General features: G+C 46.1%; 25 protein-coding genes. 2 read left to right on the top strand and 23 right to left on the bottom strand.

Annotation, left to right across the window (positions count from 1 at the left end; genetic code table 11):
* Positions 1-49: 49 nt before the first annotated feature.
* The 14 genes from BM210_RS18765 to BM210_RS18700 form a co-directional block, all read right to left on the bottom strand.
* Complete coding sequence (locus BM210_RS18765; protein WP_091171295.1) at positions 50-457, bottom strand: J domain-containing protein; 408 nt, start codon at positions 455-457, stop codon at positions 50-52.
* A gap of 134 nt (positions 458-591) precedes the next feature.
* On the bottom strand, positions 592-1,317 hold the full coding sequence (locus tag BM210_RS18760) for an SDR family oxidoreductase (protein WP_177237892.1): 726 nt from the start codon (positions 1,315-1,317) through the stop codon (positions 592-594).
* 93 nt (positions 1,318-1,410) lie between these two features.
* The gene (locus BM210_RS18755; protein WP_091171290.1) at positions 1,411-2,067 is read right to left on the bottom strand and encodes a ThuA domain-containing protein; all 657 of its coding nucleotides are present in this window, start codon (positions 2,065-2,067) and stop codon (positions 1,411-1,413) included.
* 33 nt (positions 2,068-2,100) lie between these two features.
* Positions 2,101-2,799 (bottom strand): SDR family oxidoreductase, encoded by a 699-nt coding sequence (locus BM210_RS18750; protein ID WP_091171287.1) that lies wholly within the window; start codon positions 2,797-2,799, stop codon positions 2,101-2,103.
* On the bottom strand, positions 2,796-3,308 hold the full coding sequence (locus tag BM210_RS18745; protein WP_091171285.1) for a VOC family protein: 513 nt from the start codon (positions 3,306-3,308) through the stop codon (positions 2,796-2,798). Before BM210_RS18745 ends, BM210_RS18750 begins: the two co-directional genes overlap by 4 nt.
* Before the next feature lie 29 nt (positions 3,309-3,337).
* Positions 3,338-3,799, bottom strand: coding sequence for a VOC family protein (locus tag BM210_RS18740; protein WP_091171282.1), 462 nt, complete (start codon positions 3,797-3,799; stop codon positions 3,338-3,340).
* Positions 3,800-4,169: 370 nt separating this feature from the next.
* Positions 4,170-5,039, bottom strand: coding sequence for a carbohydrate ABC transporter permease (locus BM210_RS18735; RefSeq protein ID WP_091171279.1), 870 nt, complete (start codon positions 5,037-5,039; stop codon positions 4,170-4,172).
* A gap of 1 nt (position 5,040) precedes the next feature.
* On the bottom strand, positions 5,041-6,000 hold the full coding sequence (locus BM210_RS18730; RefSeq protein WP_091171277.1) for an ABC transporter permease: 960 nt from the start codon (positions 5,998-6,000) through the stop codon (positions 5,041-5,043).
* 65 nt (positions 6,001-6,065) lie between these two features.
* Complete coding sequence (locus BM210_RS18725; RefSeq protein WP_091171272.1) at positions 6,066-7,595, bottom strand: extracellular solute-binding protein; 1,530 nt, start codon at positions 7,593-7,595, stop codon at positions 6,066-6,068.
* 165 nt (positions 7,596-7,760) lie between these two features.
* On the bottom strand, positions 7,761-9,560 hold the full coding sequence (locus BM210_RS18720) for a sensor histidine kinase (RefSeq protein WP_091171271.1): 1,800 nt from the start codon (positions 9,558-9,560) through the stop codon (positions 7,761-7,763).
* On the bottom strand, positions 9,557-10,570 hold the full coding sequence (locus BM210_RS18715) for a response regulator transcription factor (RefSeq protein WP_091171269.1): 1,014 nt from the start codon (positions 10,568-10,570) through the stop codon (positions 9,557-9,559). Before BM210_RS18715 ends, BM210_RS18720 begins: the two co-directional genes overlap by 4 nt.
* A 488-nt stretch (positions 10,571-11,058) precedes the next feature.
* Positions 11,059-11,586 (bottom strand): YfiT family bacillithiol transferase, encoded by a 528-nt coding sequence (locus BM210_RS18710; RefSeq protein ID WP_091171267.1) that lies wholly within the window; start codon positions 11,584-11,586, stop codon positions 11,059-11,061.
* Positions 11,587-11,628: 42 nt separating this feature from the next.
* Positions 11,629-12,402, bottom strand: coding sequence for a Cof-type HAD-IIB family hydrolase (locus BM210_RS18705; RefSeq protein ID WP_091171265.1), 774 nt, complete (start codon positions 12,400-12,402; stop codon positions 11,629-11,631).
* Between the two features lie 107 nt (positions 12,403-12,509).
* Positions 12,510-13,247, bottom strand: coding sequence for a phytanoyl-CoA dioxygenase family protein (locus BM210_RS18700; RefSeq protein ID WP_091171262.1), 738 nt, complete (start codon positions 13,245-13,247; stop codon positions 12,510-12,512).
* A 144-nt stretch (positions 13,248-13,391) separates the two neighbouring features.
* Here BM210_RS18700 and BM210_RS18695 point away from each other — a divergent pair, with 144 nt between their 5' ends.
* Positions 13,392-14,249, top strand: coding sequence for an AraC family transcriptional regulator (locus BM210_RS18695; RefSeq protein ID WP_091171260.1), 858 nt, complete (start codon positions 13,392-13,394; stop codon positions 14,247-14,249).
* A 508-nt stretch (positions 14,250-14,757) separates the two neighbouring features.
* Positions 14,758-14,883: a YjcZ family sporulation protein gene (locus BM210_RS35390; protein WP_218184944.1), complete on the top strand. Its 126-nt coding sequence runs from the start codon at positions 14,758-14,760 to the stop codon at positions 14,881-14,883.
* A gap of 206 nt (positions 14,884-15,089) precedes the next feature.
* Here the strand turns inward: BM210_RS35390 and iolB are convergent, their stop codons facing one another.
* The 9 genes from iolB to BM210_RS18650 all read right to left on the bottom strand — a co-directional run bounded on the left by iolB (position 15,090) and on the right by BM210_RS18650 (position 25,384).
* A complete protein-coding gene (iolB, locus tag BM210_RS18690) occupies positions 15,090-15,902 on the bottom strand; it encodes a 5-deoxy-glucuronate isomerase (RefSeq protein ID WP_091171259.1) in 813 nt (270 codons plus the stop codon).
* Positions 15,903-16,039: 137 nt separating this feature from the next.
* Positions 16,040-17,083 carry an inositol 2-dehydrogenase gene (iolG, locus tag BM210_RS18685; RefSeq protein WP_091171256.1) on the bottom strand — a complete coding sequence of 348 codons (1,044 nt, stop codon included), beginning with the start codon at positions 17,081-17,083 and terminating at the stop codon, positions 16,040-16,042.
* On the bottom strand, positions 17,080-17,958 hold the full coding sequence (fba, locus tag BM210_RS18680; protein WP_091171255.1) for a class II fructose-1,6-bisphosphate aldolase: 879 nt from the start codon (positions 17,956-17,958) through the stop codon (positions 17,080-17,082). Before fba ends, iolG begins: the two co-directional genes overlap by 4 nt.
* Before the next feature lie 69 nt (positions 17,959-18,027).
* Positions 18,028-19,473 (bottom strand): CoA-acylating methylmalonate-semialdehyde dehydrogenase, encoded by a 1,446-nt coding sequence (locus tag BM210_RS18675; protein WP_091171252.1) that lies wholly within the window; start codon positions 19,471-19,473, stop codon positions 18,028-18,030.
* Between the two features lie 30 nt (positions 19,474-19,503).
* Positions 19,504-20,514 carry a 5-dehydro-2-deoxygluconokinase gene (iolC, locus tag BM210_RS18670; RefSeq protein WP_091171250.1) on the bottom strand — a complete coding sequence of 337 codons (1,011 nt, stop codon included), beginning with the start codon at positions 20,512-20,514 and terminating at the stop codon, positions 19,504-19,506.
* Between the two features lie 47 nt (positions 20,515-20,561).
* Complete coding sequence (gene iolE / locus BM210_RS18665) at positions 20,562-21,467, bottom strand: myo-inosose-2 dehydratase (protein ID WP_091171248.1); 906 nt, start codon at positions 21,465-21,467, stop codon at positions 20,562-20,564.
* A 37-nt stretch (positions 21,468-21,504) separates the two neighbouring features.
* Positions 21,505-23,370 carry a 3D-(3,5/4)-trihydroxycyclohexane-1,2-dione acylhydrolase (decyclizing) gene (iolD, locus tag BM210_RS18660; protein WP_091171246.1) on the bottom strand — a complete coding sequence of 622 codons (1,866 nt, stop codon included), beginning with the start codon at positions 23,368-23,370 and terminating at the stop codon, positions 21,505-21,507.
* Between the two features lie 444 nt (positions 23,371-23,814).
* Positions 23,815-24,561, bottom strand: a complete 747-nt coding sequence (locus BM210_RS18655) for an MBL fold metallo-hydrolase (RefSeq protein ID WP_091171244.1) — start codon at positions 24,559-24,561, stop codon at positions 23,815-23,817.
* A gap of 4 nt (positions 24,562-24,565) precedes the next feature.
* On the bottom strand, positions 24,566-25,384 hold the full coding sequence (locus BM210_RS18650; RefSeq protein ID WP_256223803.1) for a TetR/AcrR family transcriptional regulator: 819 nt from the start codon (positions 25,382-25,384) through the stop codon (positions 24,566-24,568).
* Positions 25,385-25,590: the final 206 nt, after the last annotated feature.

The raw sequence follows: 25,590 nt of genomic DNA, 5'->3' as shown, positions 1-25,590 counted from the left end.
AAGCCGCTCGATCTCGAAGCGGCTTTATTGACCATTATATGATTAGTTTTTATTTATTATTTTCCAGCATGCTCGGATAAGGGGTATACACTCCAACATCCTTTGCTCCCGCCTGGAAAGCCCAATATAACTCGGTAATCCCTACACCTACAGCGAAAATAAACACTACCAATATAATCGAATAGGTAATCTCCATCATATAATTATCCCGAATATGCTGAGCCTTTTCTTTCCATCCCAGCTCCCGAAATACAACCGGCTGCAGCGGTGCATAACCGATCAAAAAGCGGTAGGCCTCATTAATTTTGGCGAAAATAGGTTCCCCTGGTGAGGGCTGCTCGTCTGGATCAAGGTATTTGTATCTTTTCATCAGATAAAAATATCGGTCCTCAATTTCTTTCTCAATCGCATCCTCGGTTAGACCGAGGATCGCGCATGCATGCCTGCGATTCTGCATAATTTTCCCTCCTTTTGATTTAAAGGTTCTGCAATCAGAAGGAAAATTATACAAAGAAACATCTATAAAAAATTTATTTCCAAAAAAAACCACCTGCATGTGTCATGTCAGGTGATCCCACTGTATAAAGCTAATTAACGATACCAAGGGGTTACCGTTATATTATCAATATGAACTCTGGGTGGAAGGTTGACCAAATACACAACGATGCTCGCGATATCATCGGTCTTTAGCATTGTTGATCGCTCTTCCTGTGTGATCTGCTCAATTTTATGATTCCAGATCGTGCTGTCCACAGCTCCAGGGCTAACAGAAGTAACTCTGACTCCTGTACGTCTATTTTCTTCCATGATCGTTTCGGTTAAAGCACGGGCACCATATTTGGATGCTACATACAGCCCGTTCCCGGAACCACTTCGAAATGACGCCGTCGATAAAATGTTAATCACATATCCCATATCCTGCGCCTTCATAAAGGGCAAGACTTCACGGCACATCAGATAAGTACCTGTTAAATTAATATCGATCATCCGGTTCCATTCTGTAATATCTGTATCCTGTAGATTTTGTTTTTCACGCATGCTGATTCCGGCCGAATTAATAAGGATATCTATTCGCCCATAAGTGGATACCACCTGCTGAACGGCATGATGAACCTCAAATTCGTTCCTTACATCCGCTTGGATAGCTGTCACATGATCTTGATACTGAGGATCAACAGCGTTCAGAGCCTGCTTTAAGTTATTAGCATCCCTCGAGACCGCAACTACAAAAGCGCCTTCGCGCAGCAGAGCGTGCATAATAGCCAATCCGATCCCTTGACTCCCACCTGTTACCAGAGCCACTTTATCTGGAATCATCCTCATACCCCTTTCCTTCGCTGCTCCATAAAAAGGCACATTATGCCGAAAGCACTGAATTTCACTGAGGTGTTTCTTAGGTTTATTCCGCAATCACAGTACAGCCTGAACCGAGCTTTGAAGCAGCTCGATCATGCTATCGTGAAGCAGCCCCTCCTTGTTATGCGCTGGGGTTACACAGCATACCTTGCCTTGACCAAACGGATGCTGCCAGCCCGCAATGGAGCTGCCATCGATGGATGCCGACCTCAGAAAAACGCTCGTATTCGCTTCATCACAACTGACGAAGTAGTGCTCATCCATTATTTCAAATGTGATTTCCTTTGAGCCTTCCTTCGAGTTGTCTAAAGGAAGTGTCCCTTGATATCGAACCACTTGATTCTTGGGCGGATGGGAAATAAAATAGCCGCGCAGCATGTTCACAAATGCCGAATCCGGCGGGTAAGAGGCCAGACCCGAATGCCAGTTTAGGAAACCTCCCCCCTCTTCCACATAACGGACAATAGCTGCCGATATGTCCTCGGTCAGCCAACTCTGGATAATCTCGTCCTTCGGATTAATCCGGTCTTCCTTGAAGAGGATCACTGCCGCAGGCTTCGTTGCAAGCCTCTCCATCAGTTCCTCAGCCGATATGTACTCCAATGTATAGGAGCCGCTGTCTATAAGGGGCTTCATTGCTAGGTTCAGAGATTGCCTGATCGGTTCCTCGGCATGGTAATAATCTCCCACGATTGCATATATGGATTTCACTCACTGTTCCTCCATCCTTGCCAATGTCACATATTAAACCGGCATCGGCTCGCCTTTATAATTAATAAAATAGTGTTCAGGAGCAATCTCCTTTTTCATTTCCACAATATCCAGGATGCCTGCAGCGCTTTCCAAAGGATCACCAGGGGCCTTTTCCCCGCCCATATCCGTTTTGATCCAGCCTGGGTGCAGCGCATATACGCGGATATCTTTGGCTTTCACATACTTTTTCAGCTGTTTGGAGAACATGTTGATCGCGGCTTTGGAGAGTGCATACGGATAATCACCACCATAAGCATTGGACAAGCTTCCAGCTTCCGAGGATATGTTCAATATGATTCGCGGGCCTCTGTCCGGCATCAATGGCAGCAGGTGCTTGACCACTCGCATCGGCCCATACAGATTGACTTCAAAGCTCTGCGCTACATCGTCCATCGAAAGGGTTTCAAGTGTTCCCCCTCTGCCGAGCAGGATAGCAGCGCTGTTGATGATCGCATCGATAGCCTGGTCCTCTGCTTTCAGCTTCTCTGCTAACTGGGCTACCGTCTCTTCACGGGTGACATCCAGCTCCACAGCCTTGATTTGACCGGGATAACGGTGAATCAACTCAAGCAGCTGACCATCGGGACTCGCAGCGCGAATACCAGCAATAACTGTGTGGCCCCGCTGCGCCGCAATCGATGTTAGATGAAAGCCGAGACCACGGTTTGCACCTGTAATTAAAATATTCATTGTTCTTCATCACCTGCCTGTGGCATTATCGGTGTATCAAGAGGCTTGCCCAGCTCCTGCAAACCAAGGGTTACCCCGAGCTTCGCGATCGTACCAAAATAACTGTATCTGCCGCTTCCATATTCGCCTTTATGGGTTAATGGGTAGCCTTTACTTTCCACAAAATCGATATGCTGCTCAAAGCCGGGAACGGTGAACGTTATAAAATGAACACCTTGACCCTGCAGCTGTTTGAACTCGTTCCATGGTCCCGGCTCATCGTATGCTTCCAGCAGCTCCACAGTCACGGGTCCCATTTGTAAATTAGCAATTTTCACCTGACCGCGGATGAATTTGCCTCGATACCACGTATACCCGCTTTCCGTATGCTGGGGTACACGATCTGGATCGGGAATTCGAATTTTCGGCATCTCGATACCGAACAGCTCAGCATACTGCTTGGCTGCTTCTTCAATGTCGTCTACAATGATGCCAATTTTCATCAGATTATTGTTTTCTATATGCTCCAAGTCCTTAACCTCCCGATTAGATGATCGACTTAGCTCTTCTTATCATTTTCCAGTAATTCTACAATGATTTTGAGCGGCTCCAATGTATCGATATAAGCGTATCTTCCGCCTGTATATTCACCTTTTTGCAGCAAAGGCATTTGATTGCGATCCAGCTTCATGACGATCTCCTTCATACCCTCGATCCTGAACGCAATATGATGCGGACCTTCCCCATGCTCATCCAAATATTCACGCCATGTGCTTGGGTGCTCATCTGGTTCAATCAGCTCCAGCTGCAACGAACCCATTTTGAAAAATGCCAGCTTGGCTCGCGCTTCCGAGCGTTCTCCCCGATATTCCGTTTCTGCAACATCTACGGCGCCTGTTATCGCCCAGCCTGGATTTTCCACTCCAAAAAAATCGGCATACGCCTGTGAAGTCTTTTCAATATCATGAACCAGAATGCCGATTTGTGTAATAACATTAGTACCCAGTAAATTTTTTTCCATTTTGATTAGGCTCCTTTGAGTTTATGGATTGAAAGTACGGTGAATAAGTCTCGCTGCGCGGTCAAGGTGTTCCTCCGATTGCTGTTGTTCCCCTATTTTCAGATTATATAAAACATTTAGCTGTAAAAAGCGGGGAACAAAGGCACCGCTTCGCTATCTCCGAAACACCCTGACCGCTCCACTCCTATTCACCGTACTTTTTGAGTGTAGTAATATAGAGCGCTCTGAATACTCCGTTAGTATTCATCGCATTTTTAGATAGTGACCAGGATTCAGTCTTGAATTTCAACAGCGATGGAATGCCATCTCTTTTCCGGAATAGCCAGAAATATGAATGCATATCCATCGGTTTTGCATGTCGGACAGCTTCCTAGCCTTTTACCGAACCAAGCAGCATCCCTTTGTTGAAATACTTTTGCAGGAACGGATACACCACCAACAGCGGCGCTGCTGTGAATACCACCGCAGCCATACGTACGGCCGGGCTGAATTCCAGACCTTCCACAGACGCCCCCATATTTTCACTCGGTTGAATCAGCATCTGTCGAAGGAACACTTGGATAGGCAATCTGTCCGACTGATTAATATACAAAAGTGCGCTAAAGTACGAATTCCAATAATCAACCGTATAAAATAATGTAAAGGTTGCAATCACCGGCATCGAGAGCGGAATTACAATTCGCCACAGCATACCGAATTCCGAGCAGCCGTCAATCCGAGCTGATTCCTCAATTTCCATCGGAAAGTTCTGGAAGGAGCTGCGGATGACAATCAAATTAAAGGGGGCAATTGCACCTGTCAAAAACAACGCCCAATAGCTGTCAAGCAAGCCCAAGCCTCTTACAAGCAGATACAGTGGGATCATGCCTCCACTGAACAGCATCGTGAACAGGACCAGGAAATTGAGAATTCGGCGTCCCTTCAGCCAGGTTTTGGATAGTCCGTAAGCCATTAATGTCGTAAGCACCATACTAATTGTCGTACCTGTAGCTGTGATCACGACCGAATTTTGAAAAGACTTGAGAAAGTTGCGGTTCTCCATCAAATAGGCATAGGCATTAGTCGTCCAAACCTTCGGGATAAGAAAAAAGCCTCGAGTTAAAATTTCCTGCTTTGTTGCAAAGGAAGCCAGCAGCACATACAGGAATGGAACCACGGCTATTAATACAACGAGAACCAACAAAGTAAATACGACGGTTTGGTATACAGGAGCCCTACCTCTGAAATCATGTGTTTTCATCTCAATAGACCCCCTCCTCTCCGACTTTCTTGGCTATCCGATTCGCACCAATAATAAGACATAGCCCGATTACCGATTTGAACAGCCCCACTGCTGTCGTATAGCTAAAGTCTCCCTGCACAATACCGGTACGGTACACGAAGGTGTCGAATACATCCGATACTTGCAGGTTCGTTGGATTTTGCATCAGGAGGATGTGTTCAAAACCGGTATCCATTAAATAGCCGACCCTCAAGATGAACAGGATAATGATGGTGGTTCTTAAGCCAGGCAGCGTAATGTGCCACATTTGCCGCCAACGGCTCGCCCCATCCACTACGGCTGCTTCGTATAAGGTAGGATCGATGGAGGCCAGTGCAGCGAAAAATATAACGGCACTCCAGCCCGCCTCTTTCCATATGCTTTGAAATACATAAACATAACGGAAGTACCCACGATCCGTGAGCAGCTGTATGGGGTCGTAGCCCCATTCCATCAATAGCTTGTTAACACCGCCTTCTTGTACAGAGAACAACAGAATTGTAATACTAACGACGATAACCCAGGACAGAAAATGCGGGATATACACGACCGTTTGTACGATTTTGCGAAACCAAGCCTGCCTGACTTCATTCAGCAATAAAGCCAGAAGGATCGGTGCTGGGAAGAATAAAAACAAATTCATTCCACTCAAAATCAAGGTGTTTTTGAGCAGCAGCGTAAAATCCTGTTCCCCAAACAGCTTGCGAAAGTTATCCAAGCCCACCCAATCACTGTTCATAAATCCGTCGAAGGGATCAAACGACTGGAATGCAATCAGGACCCCACCCATGGGGATGTATTTAAAAATGATAAAGTACAACAATCCCGGGAAAATCATCAGATAAAGGGGAATCCCCCGTTTCCAGGCACGATAATTCCTTTTGTTCTTAACCAATGAATGAGTGCCTTCCAGCTTGCTCTCTGTACTTATCGCTTTCATACACCATTGTCCTTTCCTTCGCATGATGTCAGCTTGATCCTCTTCGGGATAGGCTTGCTCACTGCTTATTTGGTCAGCTTATACTGTTCGTTCATTTCAGCAATAATATTGTCACCGCCGTTTTTCTTCCAGGCATCTACAGCTGCTTCGATAGCATCAACAGGTTTTTCACCCATAATAATGGATACCATCTCACTCATCAGCTTCTGGTCAAGCGTAGCTCCTGATTTGGTAGATGTTTCCGAGAATAGCCCTGCTCCTTTGTCGATAACTGCATACTTCTTATTGACCTCGAACAATGCAAGCACTTTTTTCGGTTTTTCCTGATCTTCCCAAGGTCTAACTGTGTTAAGCGGGTCAAGCTTGTGGAAGAACCAGAAGTTAATTAACATTGGGCGATCCGTTTCGAATGCAGGGAGTACCTCGTATTTTTCACCTGTTTTCTTATAATGAATACCTTCTACCCCGTAAGTGATCAGTGAATGTCCTTCAGGTGTGACCATATAATCCATTAACGCCATGATGCGTTCTTGCTTCTTCTGGTCGATTTTGGCATTAATAACAACCTTGTTGGTCGTGGCATAAGTCGTATTTCCTTGAAGCCCTGTAGGTCCCTTCGGTGGTATTAGCTGAACGGCTTGTGCGGTTGGCACCAGCTTTTGCAGATTCGGAAGGCCTGTGTCATAAATATTGGTCGCAGGAACATCGGTAAAGCCAACTTTATTAGCCTCAAACTTGAAATCCGGGTCTTGTCCTTTATTGATGGCAAAATCCTTATCCAGAATTCCATCCTTGTACATTCTGCTCATATACCCTAAGAAATCTTTCAATTCCTTCGTTTGAGATTGCCATGGAATGATGGAGCCGTTCACTTCTTTCCAACTATTAGCAAGTCCAAAAGCAAAACGGATCGGATCGGCAGCGCGGCTGAAGCTTCTGTTATTCTGGATCGCAATGGAGTAGCCGATGGTATCGTCTTTGCCATTACCGTCCGGATCATTCTTGGCGAATGCCTTGGCCACCTCATACAGCTCATCAGTTGTCGTCGGTGCCTTCAAATTAAGCTTGGTCAACCAATCCTGACGGATGAATAAGGTTTCTCGGGATTCTGGTGTCCAGTTGGGTAACGCATAGACTTTCCCTTTGGGATTACCAATAGCGAACGTCTCTGCAGGTATTTCCTTCGTTAAATTCGGATAGTTTTTGAGGATAGGCGCAATATCGAGAAAAACACCCTTATCACGCCATTTCAGAAATTCAGAGCTGTTGATTCTGAATACGTCTGGAAATGAGTTGGAAGCGGCCATCACACCTAATTTTTCCACATAGTTATCCGATGGAACCCATTGGATTTTCAAATCGATATTCAGCTTTTTATTTAATTCATCGATGACAGGATGTTTGTCTGACCAAGCACCGCCTTCATAGGCGATTGACATCATGTTAATGCTAATTTTTTCGCTAAAATTGTTTGCCGACTTGCTATCTGCGGGTTTGCTTACTGCTGCTTTATCGCTTGGAGCTCCTTGCGAACATCCTGAAACGATGCTGGCAGACAGTGTAATCGCGGCGGATATTTTCATCCATTTAACCATTCTACGTTCCCCCTCAGGCAATATGAATCTTACCTAACCAACATACTGCATGGTGAAAGCGAATACATTATCCAATCCTATGATTTCTGATTCAATCTTATCCATCTGCTTATTTCAGATCCAACTGACTTGGTGACCGCTCGGCTGTTTCGTTTTCTGAGCTCCTCATTCAAGGTGAATCGGTATTCGGATCGACACAACAGCACCACGCCCTGGAAACGAGCTCAGCTTGATACCATATTTATTGCCATACTGCAGGACCAGTCTCGCGTGAACATTGGCTAACCCGAGTGAATCCTGCTGCGCGTAATTTTGCTCCACTTTGGTCGAAATCATCTCCAGCTGCTCGGTAATTCTTTTCAATTCCGCGTCACCTATCCCCGGTCCGTTATCTGCTACCTCAATGATCAGATCCCGCCCTTCGTCGTAAGCACTAACAATAACGACACCTTCCCCGCCTCTCGGCTCAATCGCATATTTCACGGCATTTTCGACAATCGGCTGCAAAATGAACTTCACAACGCGACAGCGGATAAACTTTTCATTAATAAAATAACGGCTCTGGAAATGCTTCGGAAAACGGACATGAATAATATCCAAATATTTGCGCAGCTGCCCCAGCTCCTCCTCCAAATACACTTCCATATCGGTGAATTGTGCTGTATAACGGTACACATCAGCCAGATTGCGGGCCATTCTTTCTATCACTGGTACCTTTTCCAGATAAGCCATACTCGTAATGATGCCTAACGTATTGTAGAGTAAATGCGGATTGATTTGATTTTGCAGTGCCTTGATCAAGGTTTCCTTTTGCTGCAGCAGTGCCTGCATTTCCTTCATTTGCAGGTTCGAATTCGTCACGATGAGCTCATCAAGCCGCTTGACCATAATATTAAAGCTGTGGAAAAGCTGCTGCAGCTCGTCCTGTCCTGGTACCGATTCTGTCTGCACGCTCAGATCCCCCTTGGCTACCTGTCTCATCAAGCCTCTTAAAGTCAGGATCGGATCGACAAAACGATTGGATAATAACGGAACCACCAGAATAACCAGACAGGTAATAATGACGAGCACCAGCATCATCGAAAGTCTAGCCGTGCTTAAACCTACCGCCACTTCAGCAAAAGGGACTAACGATACGATCCGCCAGCCAGTTACAGGTGAGAGTGAGCTGCCAATCAAGTAATCGTCTCCCCGAAACCGTTGAATCGCGGTCTCTCCCTTATCCGGTATCTTCAAAGCAGCAAGCTCGGTCTGTCTCTTTTGAAGCCCGTTCAGCTCTTCATTCGGATGGTACACAATAGAATCGTCACCCGCCAAAATAAAAAATATCCCCGATTTTGCCAATTGCGAGCTTTTGAAAGAACGATCGATTTCCTGTAGTGAGATGTCTACAGCTAAAGTCCCAATCAGCTCTATCGTTTCCTTATTATAGATGGGCAGCAGTACGGACATAACCGGTCGGCCATAAGCCCCTTCATATTTGGCGGTATGCGTTGGCAGTATTCGGATATTCGGCGATACAGGCCGGCCATACCAAGGCTCATCATTAAAACGGTCCAGCTTGCCGAAATACTGTGCCATCGACACAATCTGATTGGATTTGGAAATCAGAAACATGCCCTGAATTTCCGAATAATTCAGTGCCAGGTATCTTCTCAGCTCCTTCTCCACATTCTGTTTATCAAGATTCGTATAGCTTTCGCTGGTCAGCCACTCCTGAACCGTGTCATTCTGAATCAGATACTGCGTCGATTGCTGAAGCTGCTGATAATAATAATCCAGATGGTAATTCAAACGTGCTGTTGCCTCATTGGATATGGTAAAAAACTCTTTTTCAACCGCTTTGCTGTAATAATAATTAGACAGCAGGCCCAACAGCAGAACAGATAATACACTGACGCTGAGAAAAGCGAGTACCATCTTCATTTTGATCGATAATTTCCGGAGTACCAGGAAGGCCTTCATAGACCCATCCTCTTTCTATATTCCACCGGTGTAATAGTAACAATTTGTTTAAAGATCCGGTTGAAATAAGGCAGTGAGGAGTAGCCGACCATATCGGCAATCTCATAAATTTTTAAGTCTGGCTCCTGCAGCAGCTCTTTAGCTTTATGAATCCGAATCAAATTTAAGTAGTTTAGGCAGGTGTGTCCGGTCGTTTTTTTGAACAGCATACTAAAATGAGAAATGCTCATGTGCGACATTTCAGCCAGACGCGCCAGTGCAAAATTTTCAAAGTAATGGACATCGATATATTCGCATACCCGTTTAATCGAGGCATTCCCGCTATGATTGGCATATTGAGGATAGATCAAGATCCAGGCTTGTATCAGGTCAGCAAAATGCTTACGAATCGCTTGCTCATCATCGGATGCCAAGGACATCATAGCTTGCTGTGGATTAAAGGCTTGCAGCAGCTCATTCAATTTGGACGATAAAATAGCGAATAAACTTTTGCGATAGCTAGGGGTGGTTAGCCTTAGCTTGAAAATGGACGTTAATAGAGCTTGCAGCTCGGATTGTACGGTATGCTGGCTCATTTCGGGCAGATGCTCGACGAATTTTTGAATATTCATGACACCTTCGTGAATTTCGCTCATACCTTCCAGCCGTTGAATGGATCGCTTCAGAGCACCATGCAGCTCCTCCTCATCAAGCGGCTTCAATAAATATTCGGTAACCCCATAACGCATCACTTTCTTGGCATACTGAAAATTATCGTATCCGCTTACAACAACCGTCACGATAGGAAGATGCGCCTGATGGATCTTCTCGCACAGCCAAAGACCGTTTTTGTGCGGCATCATAATATCTGTGATGACGATACTTGGCCAGTGCTCCTGAATAAAATTCCAGGCTTCATCCCCGTTCCCCACTTCACCTGCGACATTAAATTGGGGAGCCAGTCTCTCGACCATTTCCGCAACCGCATCACGAATCCATATTTCGTCTTCAGCTATGAGTACCTGGAACATAAGAAAACCTCCTAAGAGCGTTCACAAGAACGCTTGCATCGTAAGCATCATCTCAGAGCGTTCGCAAGAACGCTTGCATCGTAAGCATCATCTCAGAGCGTTCGCAAGAACGCTTGCATCGTAAGCATCATCTCAGAGCGTTCGCAAGAACGCTTGCATCGTAAGCATCATCTCAGAGCGTTCACAAGAACGCTTGCATCGTAAGCATCATCTTAGAGCGTCCTTTAGGACGCTTACATCGTAAGCATCATCTCAGAGCGTCCTGGTTATCTCTATGAACTGTGTTCACTCTGCAATACCCATATCCTACTACCGGAATTGAGACTTGTCGATACATTACATCTAGGTAACTAACTTGGAACAAAAAGGATAAACACGTATCATTTCGTGCAGAAATCAACAAAAAAGCCGTGTCACTCTAGGCCATTCAGACCTAGACAGAATACGACTTTAATTTACAACAAGCACTAAAATATTCAATTCATAGCCTATAACCAGCCCATACGCTGCTTAAGTGAATCGATTTGAGCGATATGATGACGCCCATGCCAAGCGTACCTTTGGGCGGCCATATCCAGGGTCATAACACCATGAGTTGGACTTGTAAATGTAAGCCGAAAATGCTGCTGAGAAAGCGAACGAAGCAGGACGACAAATCGTTGATGCAGCGACTCCATGAGTATCAATGAAGTTTCTATAGATGCTTCTTGATAGTCGTCCAGCTCTGCCCATAAGTCTTCCCGGTAAGATCCTGCAATTGGTGCTTCCTCAGTCAAAGCTCTTTTAAAACGAATATAAGCATTCATATCGTTATCAGCCAAATGATGGACAACCTGCTGAACATTCCATCCGCCAGGTCGATAGGGTGTACGCAGCTGCTCGGTATTCAGGTTTTGTACAGTCAGTCGAAGTGTTTCTGGAATTTGGGCAATGTCCTCCATCCATGTTATTCGAAGCTCTGGAGTTGGATGCTCCTCAGGAATAAATTTACCTAACGGATACGACCATAAATCCATATGTTCACCTCTACAATCTATGTATGATGTAAGAATGCGGGTTTACAGAATCCCGTACTTTTTTAAAGCAAACTCGATCCCGTTTTCACTTGATTTTTTAGTCACGAAATCTGCTGCTGCTTTCAATTTGTCGTTCCCATTTCCCATCGCTATACCAAGCCCTACTAATTCCAACATATCTATATCATTCTCACCGTCACCAAACGCGATAGCTTCTGAATGATCCATGTTGAAATACTGTAGAACCTGTATAATAGCTAAAGATTTAGATACCTCCTCCTGCAGCACATTCAATACAAAAGGATGCCATCTTTTAAAAGTTAAATGCGGAAATTGTTTCATATAGGTCTCAACGGTTTCATCAGTGGCATATAAGCACATCAAGTATACCTCTTGCAGATAAATCAATGGATCTATTGCAGGATAGTCATGTAACGACAAAGTTTCCTTCAATGCTTTTAATATTTCAATATCTTGTGCACCATTCATGCAAAAATCTTCAGTGAAAAATGACAGTCCATGATTGTGCGTGTAAGCAAATTCTAACACTTGTTGAATGTGATTTTTGTCCATGGGCACTTTATGAATCACCTGTTGATTGTGCTTCACATACGCACCATTGGCTGTGATGAAAGTATCTATCCCTAATTCTCTTATTTCTTGACACATGGACAGCGGTCTTCCTGTTGCAGCTACGACCCTTAGACCTTTGTTTTTCAATGCTTGTATCGCTTCTTTGGTACTGTTCGGAATACTCCCGTCTTCATGGTTCGTAATCGTTCCATCAACGTCAAAAAACACAATTTTGTATTCCATAAACATCCCCTTTATATAAATGATATACAAACCATTATAAGGAAAAATATCCTTTATTGCTAAAAATAGCTACACAAGCCATTATCGCTTATGTTTTCCGCTCTGGTCTACACGCTTACATAAGTATTGCCTGCTACATCCATTCCACGCGCCAGCCATATTTGATGCCTTGCGTTTTTTTCGGGAATGACCTTAGCTTCTGTTGAAAAATAACGCATCGTATAACCGCAACGACGATGACTGCTCTTATTGGGAGCAGCTCCATGAATAATCCGCGAATCATGCAGAGAGCATTCCCCGCGCTCCAGCTCAAAATAAACGGCTTTTGAATCGTCGATATGTTTGATTTTGGTAGTGAAAATATTGTCCTTCGCGTCCACTTCCTCATATTCTGAAAATCCGTTATTATGCGTTCCCGGAATAACGCGCATGCAGCCATTTTCCTTCCAGCTGCGGTCAATCGCCAGCCATACGGTAACAATTTGATCAAAACGGTCCATTCGGCCTGACCAATACGCGGAGTCCTCGTGCCATGGTGTCTGCCTGCCGGTTACAGGTTCCTTACATATAAAATGGCTGGACCAAAGTCCGATATTAGGCCCGATAATGGGTTCAACCAAATCCAGCACTTCCTTGCTCAACAGAAACTTAAGTAATCTTGCATCACGAAAATGCGGTGTGTCCAGCTCGCTGTTCAATCCCTTGCCCAGAAGCGCCCACTGCTCTTCAAAAATATTAGAAAGCTCGGTCATCATCTCCGGACCAAACAACTGCTTATTATGAACCAAATACCCATTTTCGTGATAAAAATCGACTTCCCCTTTAGCAAGTGCGGCATGTTGCATTATAAAATTCCTCCTTGATGAGATGTTAAGTTCTTATAATTAGCATACCGATATGAGCGCAGCAATTCTTGTCTTCAATAGCAGGCTTTCAAATTAATTTTTGTGCTATATTGATATCAGCCTACCATTTGGAGTGTGGTTATATTGAAACGTTTATTAGCGGCATCTATCATAGACCCTCACATAGGATATCACTATGCTTATTATCAAACCATGAAGCTTACAACTGAGGAGCATTGTCATGATTTTTATGAATTTTTCGTAACCTTTGAGGATATTGTGTTCCATTGGGTGAACGGAAAGAAACAGTCGCTGCGCGCAGGTTCACTTGTGCTAATCCGTCCTGAAGATCGACATTATTACGAGATCAACCATACCGGTAATTTGCAATTAATGAATGTTGCCTTTACCGCGGAAATCTTCGAGGCACTCATGAATTATTTGGATAATCCCTCCTTATCGGCTTTTATTGTAGATAGCGACAGGCCACCTACCGCACACCTAAACCGTCTGGAACAGAATGCGCTCAAGGCGCGGCTGCTGAAGCTCGCATTATCTGCTAAATCAAATCCGTCAATTAATCAGTTTGAATTCAAGTCGTTATTGCTTGATATATGTGTTCAATATATTTATACCTGTATGCCGATTCCGGCTTCTCCAATACCCGGCTGGCTTCTTGATCTCAAAGATAACATGCAGCAAAGGGAGAATTTGATGTTGGGGTTACCCAAGCTGTATGAGCTGAGTTGCAGAAGCCCCGAGCATGTAGGTCGGAGCATCAAGAAGCATTTTGGACAAACAGCCACAGAATGGATCAATGGCTTCAAGCTGCAGGTTGCGGCCAATCTGCTCCAGTACACCGATGGGGAAATAGTCGATATCGCTTCTGCCGCTGGCTTTGATAATTTGAGTCATTTCTATCATGTATTCAAGCGCACCTATCTGCTTTCTCCGGCTAAATTCAGAAACGCTCATACAAAGATTATCATTCCAGAGCGTTAACCATAAAAGAAATGCAAGACTTCCTGCACAGTATAGGCCTCCACCCTCTTCTAACTCCGTAACCAGACTATATAAGATGAACCAGAGAAACACACAGCCCGAACGGAGAAAGCGGACCCTTCTAGAGAAACGAAGTGTTCGCCTTTGCAGACGGATTCTTACCCCTTTGGGGCTAAGAATCGAAAGAATCTGGCTGCAACAGCGATTGGAAGAGGGGTCTGCTTTCGCAGCGCCTCTTTGCTGTCATGATGTTTAGTTCATCTAATATAGACTGAGCGATTACAACACAAATAGACGGTCCCATAAAGGCAGCCGTCTATTGGAGATTGAACTATGGGGTAGCATGGGAGAGCTGTTGGCGGTGTCCCCCACATCACATCATATGTAAATCTATCAACCGTGGAACGACTTGTTTCTCCCTTACAAAAGCACATTTTCCATGAGTCCCAATCCGTCAGGAGCCGTCCTACATAACATAAAGAAGGTTAAATGGAAGGGGGTTAGATCTATGGGATACGGAGCTGGACTTGGCGTAGGTTGTGGAAGTTGTGCAGGTTTTGGATTGGGAACTACAACAGGTGTTATTCTTGTACTGTTCATTCTGCTTGTTATTATTTTGAGAACATTCATCTAACATGAATCTGTCATTTCGTTATCTACTCATAAAGGCAGCAGCCGTAAAGGGGAGGGAAGCCCGTTAGCGGTTGCTGCCTTTTACCCCCTATCTATGAAACAGACGACCAAACGCAAAAAAAGCAGAGCTATGAGCTTCTACAAGCTGCATAGCTCTGCTTTATGGAATGAATTATACATCATATTGATATTGTACTACATAGATCATTAACGGGGTTTCGGCATGAGCCATGCATGATCGGGATCATTATGGAACTTCCAAATCCGGTTAGGACCGGCCATTACATTCAAGTAATAAACGTCATAGCCCGGAGGCGCTGAAACCGGATGATAGCCTTTAGGCACCAATACGGTCTGGCCGTCTTGAACAATAAGCGCCTCATCTAATGAGCGATCATCTGTATATACGCGCTGGACCGCAAAGCCCTGATCCGGCTGAACATGGAAATAATAAGTTTCCTCCAGCAGCGATTCATCAGGGAGCGCATCCCGGTCATGCTTATGCGGGGGATAGCTTGACCAGTGGCCGCCCGGTGTAAATACTTCCACGACCAACAAACTATCGGCTGGCTCCTGCTCAGGCAAAATATTATGAATCTGTCGTTCCATATTGCCAGAGCCGCGAGTCTCCGCACCAACCTGATCAGGTCCGATTAGACGCGCCGCGTGGTTGCCTTGTCCAGGTGCCGAGCACACAGCCAATTCTACAGCGGTCAGCGCCCGTACCTCGTAATGATCGGCATTTGGCACATAAACCGAATAAGGCTTTGTCTTTTCGAATACACTCATCCGCTGCCCGATCTCCTGCCATGCCTCATTACGTGTAGCCACATCTGCTTTTCCACTAAGCAGCACCAGGCATACCTCCTGATCACCTGTTTCTCGCTTCAGAATCTGGCCCTCCGACAGCTTCAGCACCTCAAAACCAACATATTCCCAGCCAGCCGATTGCGGTGTAACCGTCAATACGGTTCCTTCAGCGTTCGGCGCCTGATCTGGCTTAACGATTAATTTGGACATGGTGGATCCCTCCTTCAAGTTTTCGTTAGAAAACTACTTCGTAAGCGCTACTATGCTTCCGTAGGAAGCTGACTTCGTAAGCAATAACCTCAAGTTTTCGTTAGAAAACTACTTCGTAAGCGCTACTGAGCTTCAAACTATACAGATTTCAGCTGCTGCGTGAGCAGTCCTAACACTTCACTAACCTTCACTGGACGGCCCAACTGGCTGGACAGCTTGGCTGCTAACGCAATTCTTTCGGCCTGCAGACCGTCATTACCTTCAACTGGCAGCGGCTTGTCGTTCACAATACAATCAATGAACATTTGCGTCTCTTCCACATATGCGGCGTTATAGCGCTCCAGGAAAAAATGCAGCGGTTTGTCACGTGTAATCCCATCTACAGTGCTGATTTCTACCGTAGTCGGATGATCATTGGAAGCTGCTGTGCTTCCCTTTGATCCAAATACTTCAACGCGTTGATCATACCCGTATACCGCTTGACGGCTATTATCGATAACACCAAGCGCTCCACTTGCAAACTTCAGTGTCACAATTGCCGTATCCACATCGCCATACTCGGCAAACACCGGATCGACTAATACGTTGCCGATGGCATGTACTTCCTCGACTTCACTTCCTGACAAAAACCTGGCCATGTCAAAATCATGAATCATCATATCCATGAAAATCCCGCCAGATACCTTAATATAGTCAGGATGCGGCGGATTCGGATCGCGCGAAGTGATTTTCACAATATGCGGCTCTCCGATCAAGCCTGCCTGTACATGTTCCCGAACGCGTTTGAAATTATGGTCGAAACGTCGGTTGAAGCCGATTTGCAGCTTTACTCCCGCTTTCCGTACTGCTTCCAGCGCTTCCTCCGTAAATCGAATGTCCATACTTACCGGCTTTTCACAAAAAATATGCTTGCCCGCCTCTGCTGCTTGCTTAATCAGCGGTACATGCGTATCGGTAGAGGAACAAATAAATATCGCATCAATTTCCGGATTCGCAATAACCTCATTACTGTCCTTTGTAACAATAGCGATGCCTCTCTCACTAGCCCAAGCATTCAACTCGGGACCAGCAAACAAATCACTTACAGCAACAATTTCCGTCTGTGGCAGCCTAAGCAAATTATCGGCATGAATTTTGCCAATACGCCCTGCACCAATAATACCAATTTTAATTTTCTTCATGATAAGCTCCCTCCTGCTTTGCCTGAACTTCCGAATAAACGAATCTTTTCTTGTACCTTTGCCTGAATCGCTGCTTTCGCTGGAATCAGATAATTACGCGGATCATAAGCTGCAGGATTGTCGTTCAAGAAACTGCGAATTGCCTCCGTGCAAGCCATTTGATTATCCGTATTCACATTGATTTTACTCGTACCAAGTGCAATGGCCTGACGAATCTCCTCATCCGGCAAACCACTTCCCCCATGCAGCACAAGAGGCAAGCCGGTCAGCTTTTGAATCTGCTCCATCCGTTCAAAGCCGAGCTTCGGCTGGCCGCGATAAGGACCATGTACAGAGCCAAGCGCTGGCGCCAAACAATCAATACCCGTAGCGCGAACCAGCTGGGCGCAATCCTCAGGTACGGCATACATCCCATCAGCATCATCGACAACAAGATCGTCCTCGCGGCCCGTAATTCGTCCAAGCTCCGATTCTACCGTTGCGCCAAGTGCATGCGCTGCCTGTGTAACCCTCTGTGTCACATCAATATTGAACTCCAGCGAATGGTGCGAGGCATCAATCATAACGGAGGTGAAGCCTGCATGGAGCGCCCGAATGCAGAGGTCATAGGTGGACCCATGATCCAGATGAAGCGCCACTGGAACAGTTATTCCGTAGTGCTCGATCAGCGCCTTGACCATGCCCGCTATGCAAGGAAGCCCGCCCATATACGGAATGTAGGCCTCACTGACACCCAAAATAACAGGTGCCCGCTCCGCTTGAGCCGCCTGCAGAATCGCTTGGGTAAATTCCAGATTATTTAAATTAAACTGACCAACCGCATACTTTCCTTCCAATGCCTGAAGCAGCATCGTTTTCATAGAAACTAGGGCCATCTGACTAAACTCAACTCCTTCGGTAAGGCTTGCATGCACATGCTATCTGCTTTTTACTGGAAAACCTACCTACCAGCGGGCAGTAACCATTTTTTTACGCGTATAAAACTCGACTCCATCTGTACCGTTGGCATGAAGATCGCCATAAAACGAATTTTTCCAGCCTGAGAACGGGAAGAAAGCCATCGGCGCAGGTACACCCAGATTGATGCCCAGCATGCCGGATTCGATCGTTTCGCGGAACTGTCTAGCACTGCTGCCGCTTTTCGTAAACAGGCAGGCGCCATTGCCCAGCTCCGAACGATTAGCCAAATCTACAGCTTCCTCCAGCGTAGCAACTCTCACAATAGACAATACAGGAGCAAAAATTTCATCCTCCCAAATCTTCATCTCGCTCGTCACCTGATCAAAGATCGTTGGCCCGACAAAATAACCTTTGCCGCTTGCTGCCTCATCTTTACGGCCATCACGAATGAGCAGCGCACCTTCATTTTCGCCTGTCTCGATATAGGATAAAGTACGTTCCTTGTGAGGCCCACGAATTACAGGTCCCAGGAATACGCCGTCGTTCATTCCATTGCCTATCGTAAGCTGATTAGCAGCCTCGACCAGCTTGTTCACTAATGTATCACCGATTTCGCCAACGGCTACGACAACGGAGCAGGCCATGCAGCGCTCTCCCGCTGATCCAAATGCAGCATTAATAATTTCTTTAACCGAGCCATCCAAATCTGCGTCTGGCATTACAATCGAGTGATTTTTTGCACCAGCCAACGCTTGTACGCGTTTGCCATGGGCGGAGGCGGTTTTGTAAACGTACTCGGCTACCGGCTGTGAGCCTACGAATGAAATGGCGCGAATATCCTTATGCGTAAGCAATCCATTAACCACATCGCGGGCGCCATGGACAATATTGAATACACCGTCAGGCAAGCCAGCTTCTTTGAACAGCTCAGCTAATCGATTCGCCAACAGCGGCGTACGCTCGGATGGTTTCAAAATGAACGTATTACCGCAAGCAATCGCAAGCGGAAACATCCAGCACGGAACCATCATTGGAAAATTAAACGGTGTAATTCCGCCCACAACACCTACGGGATAGCGGTACATACCGGACTCCAGATTGGACGCAATATCCGGAAGCTGCTTACCCATCATCAGGTTCGGAGCACCGGCTGCAAATTCTACGCATTCGATACCGCGCTGTACTTCACCATAAGCCTCGTTATAGCTTTTACCGTTTTCCTCCGTAACGAGAGCAGCCAGCTCCTCCCAATGATCAACCAGCAGCTGCTGATATTTGAACAAAACGCGTGCCCGGCGCGGAACCGGTGTGCGGCTCCATGTTTTAAAAGCCTCTTGGGCCGTCTGCACGGCGAGGTCTACATCCTCCATCGTAGATAGTGGAACATACGCCAATATTTCTTCGGTTGCCGGATTATACACGGGCTCGCTTTGTGTGGAAACGGATTCGACCCATGCGCCGCCGATCCAGTTTTTCAAGGTTTCAGTCATGTTAATTGTTCTCCCCTCTGGTATTCAAACTTAAGATGCTGTAATTTCGCCGCGGTTGCAGCGTTCGATATAATCGTGAACTGCTTCGGCCGATGGCATTGCATCCGAGCAGCTGTGGCTGGAAATGACTATACACGCTGCTGCGCTGCCGAATTCCATACTTTTCTCGAGTGTCCAGCCTTGCATAACGCCATACAAAAAGCCTGCGGCATAAGAATCGCCTGCACCAAACGTTTTAACAACCTTGGCTGGGAAGCTTTGCGCCCGGTGTCCTTCGCCATCCTTCGTATACGCAATCGAACCATCTTTGCCATGCTTGATGATGACGATCTTGGCCGAGTAATCGAACCATTTGGATGCTGTCACATTATCGCTATGCTCCGGATTAGCTTCAAATCGCTCCATCATATCAAACTCTTCACGGGTACCGAGAATAATGTCGCATTTCTCTGCTGCCAGATTGTAATAAGCAGCCGTTTCTTCAGGAGATACCCACGTGTATGGACGATAATCCAGATCGAACACGATAACCGCACCGTGTTTTTTGGCATACTGCAGAGCTTGGAATACAGCCTCCCTAGATGGACTTTGAGCGAGCGCCGTTCCCGAGATCAGCAGCACCTTCGCTTGTGCGATAATGTCTTCCTGAACCTCTTCCGCAGTCAGTCGCAAATCAGCGGCATTGTCACGATACATCAAAATGCTGCATTCTGTCGGGCTTTTGATTTCTGTAAAAGCAAGCCCCGTCATCGCTCCGGTATGATCCGTCACAACATTCGTGGTATCAATGTTGTTCTTTTGCAAATAATCGGCAATAAACCGGCCCATTTGGTCATCGGCGATTTTACCGATAAAAGCGGTTTTCAGCCCGAATCGCGACATACCAATCGTAATATTGGCTGGTGAGCCTCCCACGTACTTCGTGAAAGTCATCGTTTCTTCCATAGGGCGATTAATTTCGTTAGCGTTCAAATCGATACACAGCCGTCCGATTGCTGTAAAATCCAGTGATTTTCCGGTTGGAAACGTTACATAGGTCATAGTTTATTTACCTTCTTTCCTAATCATTAGTTTACTTGCCAGCTTCCTTATCTATTTCCTTTAATCAAGGCTTCCATATGCTCCAAGGCTCTCTTGGCGTACTCATAAGCGGGATGTGCTGCCGGGTCCTGCTCTCCTTCGAGCATTGCCCAGCCATCATAACCACGGGTCAGCAGCTCATTCAAAATCGGTCCAAAATCGAGACAGCCATCACCCGGAACGGTGAACACGCCTTTACGAATGCACGTAACAAAATCGACTTGTTCGGCACGTGCCTCGTCCAGCACCTCCTGGCGAATATCCTTGAAATGGATATAAGCAATGCGGTCATAGTGCTTGAGCAGAACCTGTAACGGATCTGCACCTCCGTAATAGGCGTGACCCGTATCATAGAGCAAAAATACCTTTGTCGGATCGGTCAACTCCATCAAACGATCAATTTCTTCCGGACTTTCCACCGCGGTACCACCGTGATGATGATAAGTTAATTTCAAGCCATACTCCTGAGCTATAGCGCCAGCCGCATTGAGTCCCTCAGCAAGGCTCTGCCAGCCTGCTTCATCCAGCCGCAGCACCTCCTTTTCGTTCGGGGTGCGGCGTGGGTCAAAATGCAGTGATCCTCCGACCTCGCAGGTGCTGATCACCGTACTGCCCATTCCATGCAAAAATTCCACGTGCTTGCGATAAGCGGCCAGCTCCGCTTCCCGATAAGAAGGATCAGAGAAGAGCACCGATTTCCACTGCGATACGAGCTGAATCCCGCGCTTGGACAGCTCCTCCTGCAAAATCACCGGATCAGTCGGGTATTTGCGGCCCATTTCCGTTCCTTTCAAACCGAGAGCTTGTATATCATCCAGAATTTGCTCGTAGGTTGTATCGTCACCATGCTCTTTGACGTCCTCGCCTACCCAATTGATCGGATGGATGCCCAGCTTAAATGGCAGTTCCAGCATGCACAGACTCTCCTTTATTCATTCGATTAGATGAGGATTAAATCAGCTTTACCGCCTGAATGCGGGTTTTCATTTCCTGATGAGCAGCGAGCACCTTTTCACTAACCGAAACCTCGGGCACGCCCACATTCCACCACGATTCATAACCATCAGTATTCGTTCCAGCAACTACCGGAATTTCAATCAGCGTCGTTATCGTTTCCTGCTTCGCTTGCAGCAGCGCTGCGCTCAGCTCCTCCGCAGTATTCGCTTTGTACGCTTTTGCTCCCAAGGCGCGTGCATGAGCAGCAAAATCGATAGGCATCACATTTCCGGTTAAACGACCTGTATCCTCGGAGCGGTAACGGAATTCATTACCAAACCCATCACTTCCATGACCTCTTTGCAAATTATGAATACACTGGAAGCCGTGGTTGTCGAACAACAATATCGTAATTTTACGTCCTTCCTGCAGGCTTGTGACCAGCTCGGAATGCATCATCAGATAGCTGCCGTCACCCACCACTGCGTATACCTCACGCTCCGGCTCGGCAAGTGCAGATCCAAAAGCCCCGGCAATCTCATAGCCCATGCATGAAAATCCGTATTCCATATGGTAGGTTTTCGGCTCAAGCGTTCTCCACAGCCGATGTAAATCCCCGGGAAGACTGCCTGCTGCGCATACTATCACCGAAGAAGCATCTATCGTTTCATTAATGACACCAAGCGCACGAGTTTGTGATAAACCATCTTCGTGCTGGGCTGCATACAACCGATCAACCTCGCCATCCCAACGTTTCTTCAAGTCGGCAATTTCTGAAGCTTCATAACTAGTCTCGTAATGCGCGGCTGCAAGTTTTTCCTGAAGCGCTTTCAACGACTCTCTTGCATCCCCTGTAACAGCAGCCCCATTAAGCTTCGCAGAATCGAATCCATTGATGTTGATATTAATAAATTGCACATCAGGATGTGCAAACGCGGATTTGGACGCTGTTGTAAAATCCGAATAGCGAGTTCCTACACCGATGATCAGGTCAGCATCCTTGGCAAGCACATTTGCCGCTAGTGCCCCTGTAACCCCGATGGCTCCTACATTCAGTGGATGATTCCAGGGCAGCGAGCTTTTCCCAGCTTGTGTCTCAGCTACTGGAATGCCAAAGGCTTCAGCAAAGGCAGCAAGCTCTTGTGTAGCGGATGCATATAGAACACCGCCGCCTGCAACGAGCAGTGGTCTTTTCTTGCCCTTCATCAGCTCAACAGCCCTCAGTAATGAATCAGTTGCAGGCGGACGGCGATCAATAAAGTGAACCTTTTTCTCAAAAAATGAAAGTGGATAATCATAGGCTTCAGCCTGCACATCCTGCGGTAGAGCCAGTGTAACCGCACCCATTTCTGCTGGATCGGTGAGTACGCGAACGGCCTGAACCGCTGCTGTTAGCAATTGCTCGGGTCTCACAATACGGTCCCAATACTTGCTGACAGTCTTGAACGCATCCGTAGCGGAAACGGTATAATCTGCCTGTACCTCCAGCTGCTGAAGCACCGGATCTGGTTGTCTAGTTGCAAAATTATCCCCTGGCAGAAGCAGCACGGGTATCCGGTTAACCGTTGCCGTTGCCGCAGCTGTAACCATATTCAGAGCCCCGGGACCAATCGAGCTTGTGCAGGCAAAAATCTGTTTGCGATTCCTTTGCTTCGCATAGGCGGCTGCAGCATGCACCATCCCTTGTTCATTTTTTCCTTGAATATAGACAAGATCACCCGCGCTGCGTTCTAACGCTTCTCCGAGACCCGTCACATTACCGTGGCCAAATATACCCATAACTCCTTTAAAAAGCTTTGTTTCTTCACCATCCTGCGAAATGTATTGCTTATCCAAAAAACGAAGCAGGGCTTGAGCCATCGTAAGTCGAATCGTACTCATTTCAATTTTCTCCCTTCCATCGATTCTTTCAGTTAATTGTATTTGGCTTCACCGTTTGTAATGGCGTTGCGTAGAGATTCTAGATGTTGTGAGGCAAAACGTTAATCTTCTTGTAAAAAAGATTAAGCGCTTAACCTGTGAAAATCCGACGCTCAAACCTCATGAGGTTAAGCGCTTAATTGGATCTTACTATAGATTGCCAGCCCCGACAATACCTTTTACAAATTATTTGGATTGGATTATATAAAATAAATCAAACATCTGAACAGCAGAGAGACACTGCGAATTAATTTTGGACCCGTATGATGACACCCTTAACTATGACAACAATAACGATAATTATGACTTGCTTGGCCTGTAAAACCGAAATCAAATCCCCGTTGTCGAGTATTGAACTTAAATTGGAGTGCTTAAGCCCTCTGCTTAAGCACTCTACTATTCCAGCTATTTAAACGCACGTCGAAATGACTCATACTGCTCGTATGGAGAGTTCACTTCTCCTCCGTGACACACGCTGACTATCTTAGGCTTAAGCTGCTCAATGATAGAGCTGCTCTCTATCGCTTGCTGCATATCGCCTGTGAACATTGCCATAGGTTTTTTCAGCTTCCCTCTGCCCGCAGTAAACAAATCTCCCGCCAGCAGAACGTTATCTTCCTGATGGTAGTATGCAATATGACCCGGTGAATGTCCGGGTGTCAGGTAGGGTGTGAGTCCTCCTACGATATCCATTGTACATATATTGGGTGCACCACTGCCTGTAAATACTTTCTGTCCAGTATTCGATTCCCGAGCTTGCTCAAAGTCTGGAGAAAACATATCCACACAAGACGCGGCAAGCGGCTGAGCCAAGCCGATTTCCACGGAAGCCTCAGCCTTGGATCGACGCAGGTAGGGCAGCTTGCCCTCCATATATGGGATTTCATCAGCATGAGCATATACAGGGACCGGAAAATGCTGCCGAATCTTTTTGATACTGCCTACATGATCCGAATGGCCATGAGTTAGCAATATCCGCTCCAGCGGCGCATCCATTCGTTCCATTTGCTTAAGCAAGCCTCCCGCCATTAAGGGGATTCCTGCATCTACCAACGAAAGTCCCGATTCAGACTTAACGATCCATACCGTGATCGGAATAATCAACCATATCTTGCACGCCCAGATATGCTCAGAGATCTGCACGATTTTCATATACTTATTTCCCCTCCTGTTTTTTCGATTTTTTGTCCTTGCGCTTTTTATCCTGTTTTTTGTCCTGCTGCTTCTCCAGCTTCTCTTGCTTCTCCTGCTTCTCTTGCTTCTCCAGCTTGTCCTGCTTTTTATCCTGCTGCTTTTCCGGTTTTACCGTTCTCATCGGCTGAATATTGTCCTGCTTGTGCTGCATGCCTGCTAACACAACCTCAATTGCTTTGTCCAAAATAGGCAGAATCCGCTCCAACAGCGGTTCTAGTGGCTCTTCACTGTTCATATAAGTAAAAACCATCCCATACAGCATGAAAAAATAGACCCGTGATTGATCAATCCTTTCATGTTCGGCAACCACCGGCACGACATGCTCAACCTCATCAGTCAAATAGCCGAATATACGGTTGCGCAGCTGGTTCACATCCCCCACGGGGTTCTTTTCATCCACTCTCACGGACTTTGCACCAAGAATAACAGCCACCATGCTTTTGTGCGAAAGACAAAACCTCAAGAACTGTCGACTCTTCTCCTTCAGTTTCTCCGTCGCTGACCATTCCTTATTCTCCTTAATCGATAACATGAGCGCTTCCAACGACTGCAGCGGCGGTATTGCAAGCTGCTCCAGGAGTACTTCTTTATCTTTAAAATATAAATAAATGGTCGTATGGGAGCAGCCCGCATCCTTCGCAATTTCCCGCATAGTTACAGCCTCATAGCCTCTTGCTGTAAATAACTTAGCTGCCGATTCCGCAATACTACGTTTCGTTTCCTCCGCTCTCTCGCCCTGCTTACGGATGCTCTTATCGCCATTTTCCATTAAAGAAATCATCACCTCTCCACAATAGTAACCATTGGTTATAATAAATCATAACCAATGGTTACTAAAAAATCAAGCCTCATTTTCTACGTGCTATTTTCCTATTATCCAGGTGTTTCAGGTAACTACGTGGCAACAAATTTATACATAAATAAAGGAATACATTCATTTTTGTCGAATTATCTTCGAATTATGATGACAAAACGAAAAATACTTCT

It is taken from the genome of Paenibacillus sp. 1_12 (assembly GCF_900114475.1).
GTDB lineage: Bacteria > Bacillota > Bacilli > Paenibacillales > NBRC-103111 > Paenibacillus_S.
This window is presented reverse-complemented; position numbering and strand designations above follow the sequence as displayed.

Bases quoted from the DNA above. Each gene is read 5' to 3' on its own strand.
- BM210_RS18700 (WP_091171262.1), bottom strand. From the start codon at position 13,247: ATGCAACATGCCGCACTTGCTAAAGGGGAAGTCGATTTTTATCACGAA.
- BM210_RS18760 (WP_177237892.1), bottom strand. From the start codon at position 1,317: ATGATTCCAGATAAAGTGGCTCTGGTAACAGGTGGGAGTCAAGGGATC.
- BM210_RS18720 (WP_091171271.1), bottom strand. From the start codon at position 9,560: ATGAAGGCCTTCCTGGTACTCCGGAAATTATCGATCAAAATGAAGATG.
- BM210_RS18725 (WP_091171272.1), bottom strand. From the start codon at position 7,595: ATGGTTAAATGGATGAAAATATCCGCCGCGATTACACTGTCTGCCAGC.
- iolD (WP_091171246.1), bottom strand. From the start codon at position 23,370: ATGAGTACGATTCGACTTACGATGGCTCAAGCCCTGCTTCGTTTTTTG.
- BM210_RS18655 (WP_091171244.1), bottom strand. From the start codon at position 24,561: ATGAAAATCGTGCAGATCTCTGAGCATATCTGGGCGTGCAAGATATGG.
- BM210_RS18750 (WP_091171287.1), bottom strand. From the start codon at position 2,799: ATGAATATTTTAATTACAGGTGCAAACCGTGGTCTCGGCTTTCATCTA.
- BM210_RS18730 (WP_091171277.1), bottom strand. From the start codon at position 6,000: ATGAAAGCGATAAGTACAGAGAGCAAGCTGGAAGGCACTCATTCATTG.
- BM210_RS18675 (WP_091171252.1), bottom strand. From the start codon at position 19,473: ATGACTGAAACCTTGAAAAACTGGATCGGCGGCGCATGGGTCGAATCC.
- BM210_RS18740 (WP_091171282.1), bottom strand. From the start codon at position 3,799: ATGGAAAAAAATTTACTGGGTACTAATGTTATTACACAAATCGGCATT.
- BM210_RS18650 (WP_256223803.1), bottom strand. From the start codon at position 25,384: ATGATTTCTTTAATGGAAAATGGCGATAAGAGCATCCGTAAGCAGGGC.
- BM210_RS35390 (WP_218184944.1), top strand. From the start codon at position 14,758: ATGGGATACGGAGCTGGACTTGGCGTAGGTTGTGGAAGTTGTGCAGGT.
- iolE (WP_091171248.1), bottom strand. From the start codon at position 21,467: ATGCTGGAACTGCCATTTAAGCTGGGCATCCATCCGATCAATTGGGTA.
- iolC (WP_091171250.1), bottom strand. From the start codon at position 20,514: ATGACCTATGTAACGTTTCCAACCGGAAAATCACTGGATTTTACAGCA.
- iolG (WP_091171256.1), bottom strand. From the start codon at position 17,083: ATGAAGAAAATTAAAATTGGTATTATTGGTGCAGGGCGTATTGGCAAA.
- BM210_RS18710 (WP_091171267.1), bottom strand. From the start codon at position 11,586: ATGGATTTATGGTCGTATCCGTTAGGTAAATTTATTCCTGAGGAGCAT.
- BM210_RS18705 (WP_091171265.1), bottom strand. From the start codon at position 12,402: ATGGAATACAAAATTGTGTTTTTTGACGTTGATGGAACGATTACGAAC.
- iolB (WP_091171259.1), bottom strand. From the start codon at position 15,902: ATGTCCAAATTAATCGTTAAGCCAGATCAGGCGCCGAACGCTGAAGGA.
- BM210_RS18765 (WP_091171295.1), bottom strand. From the start codon at position 457: ATGCAGAATCGCAGGCATGCATGCGCGATCCTCGGTCTAACCGAGGAT.
- fba (WP_091171255.1), bottom strand. From the start codon at position 17,958: ATGGCCCTAGTTTCTATGAAAACGATGCTGCTTCAGGCATTGGAAGGA.
- BM210_RS18715 (WP_091171269.1), bottom strand. From the start codon at position 10,570: ATGTTCCAGGTACTCATAGCTGAAGACGAAATATGGATTCGTGATGCG.
- BM210_RS18735 (WP_091171279.1), bottom strand. From the start codon at position 5,039: ATGAAAACACATGATTTCAGAGGTAGGGCTCCTGTATACCAAACCGTC.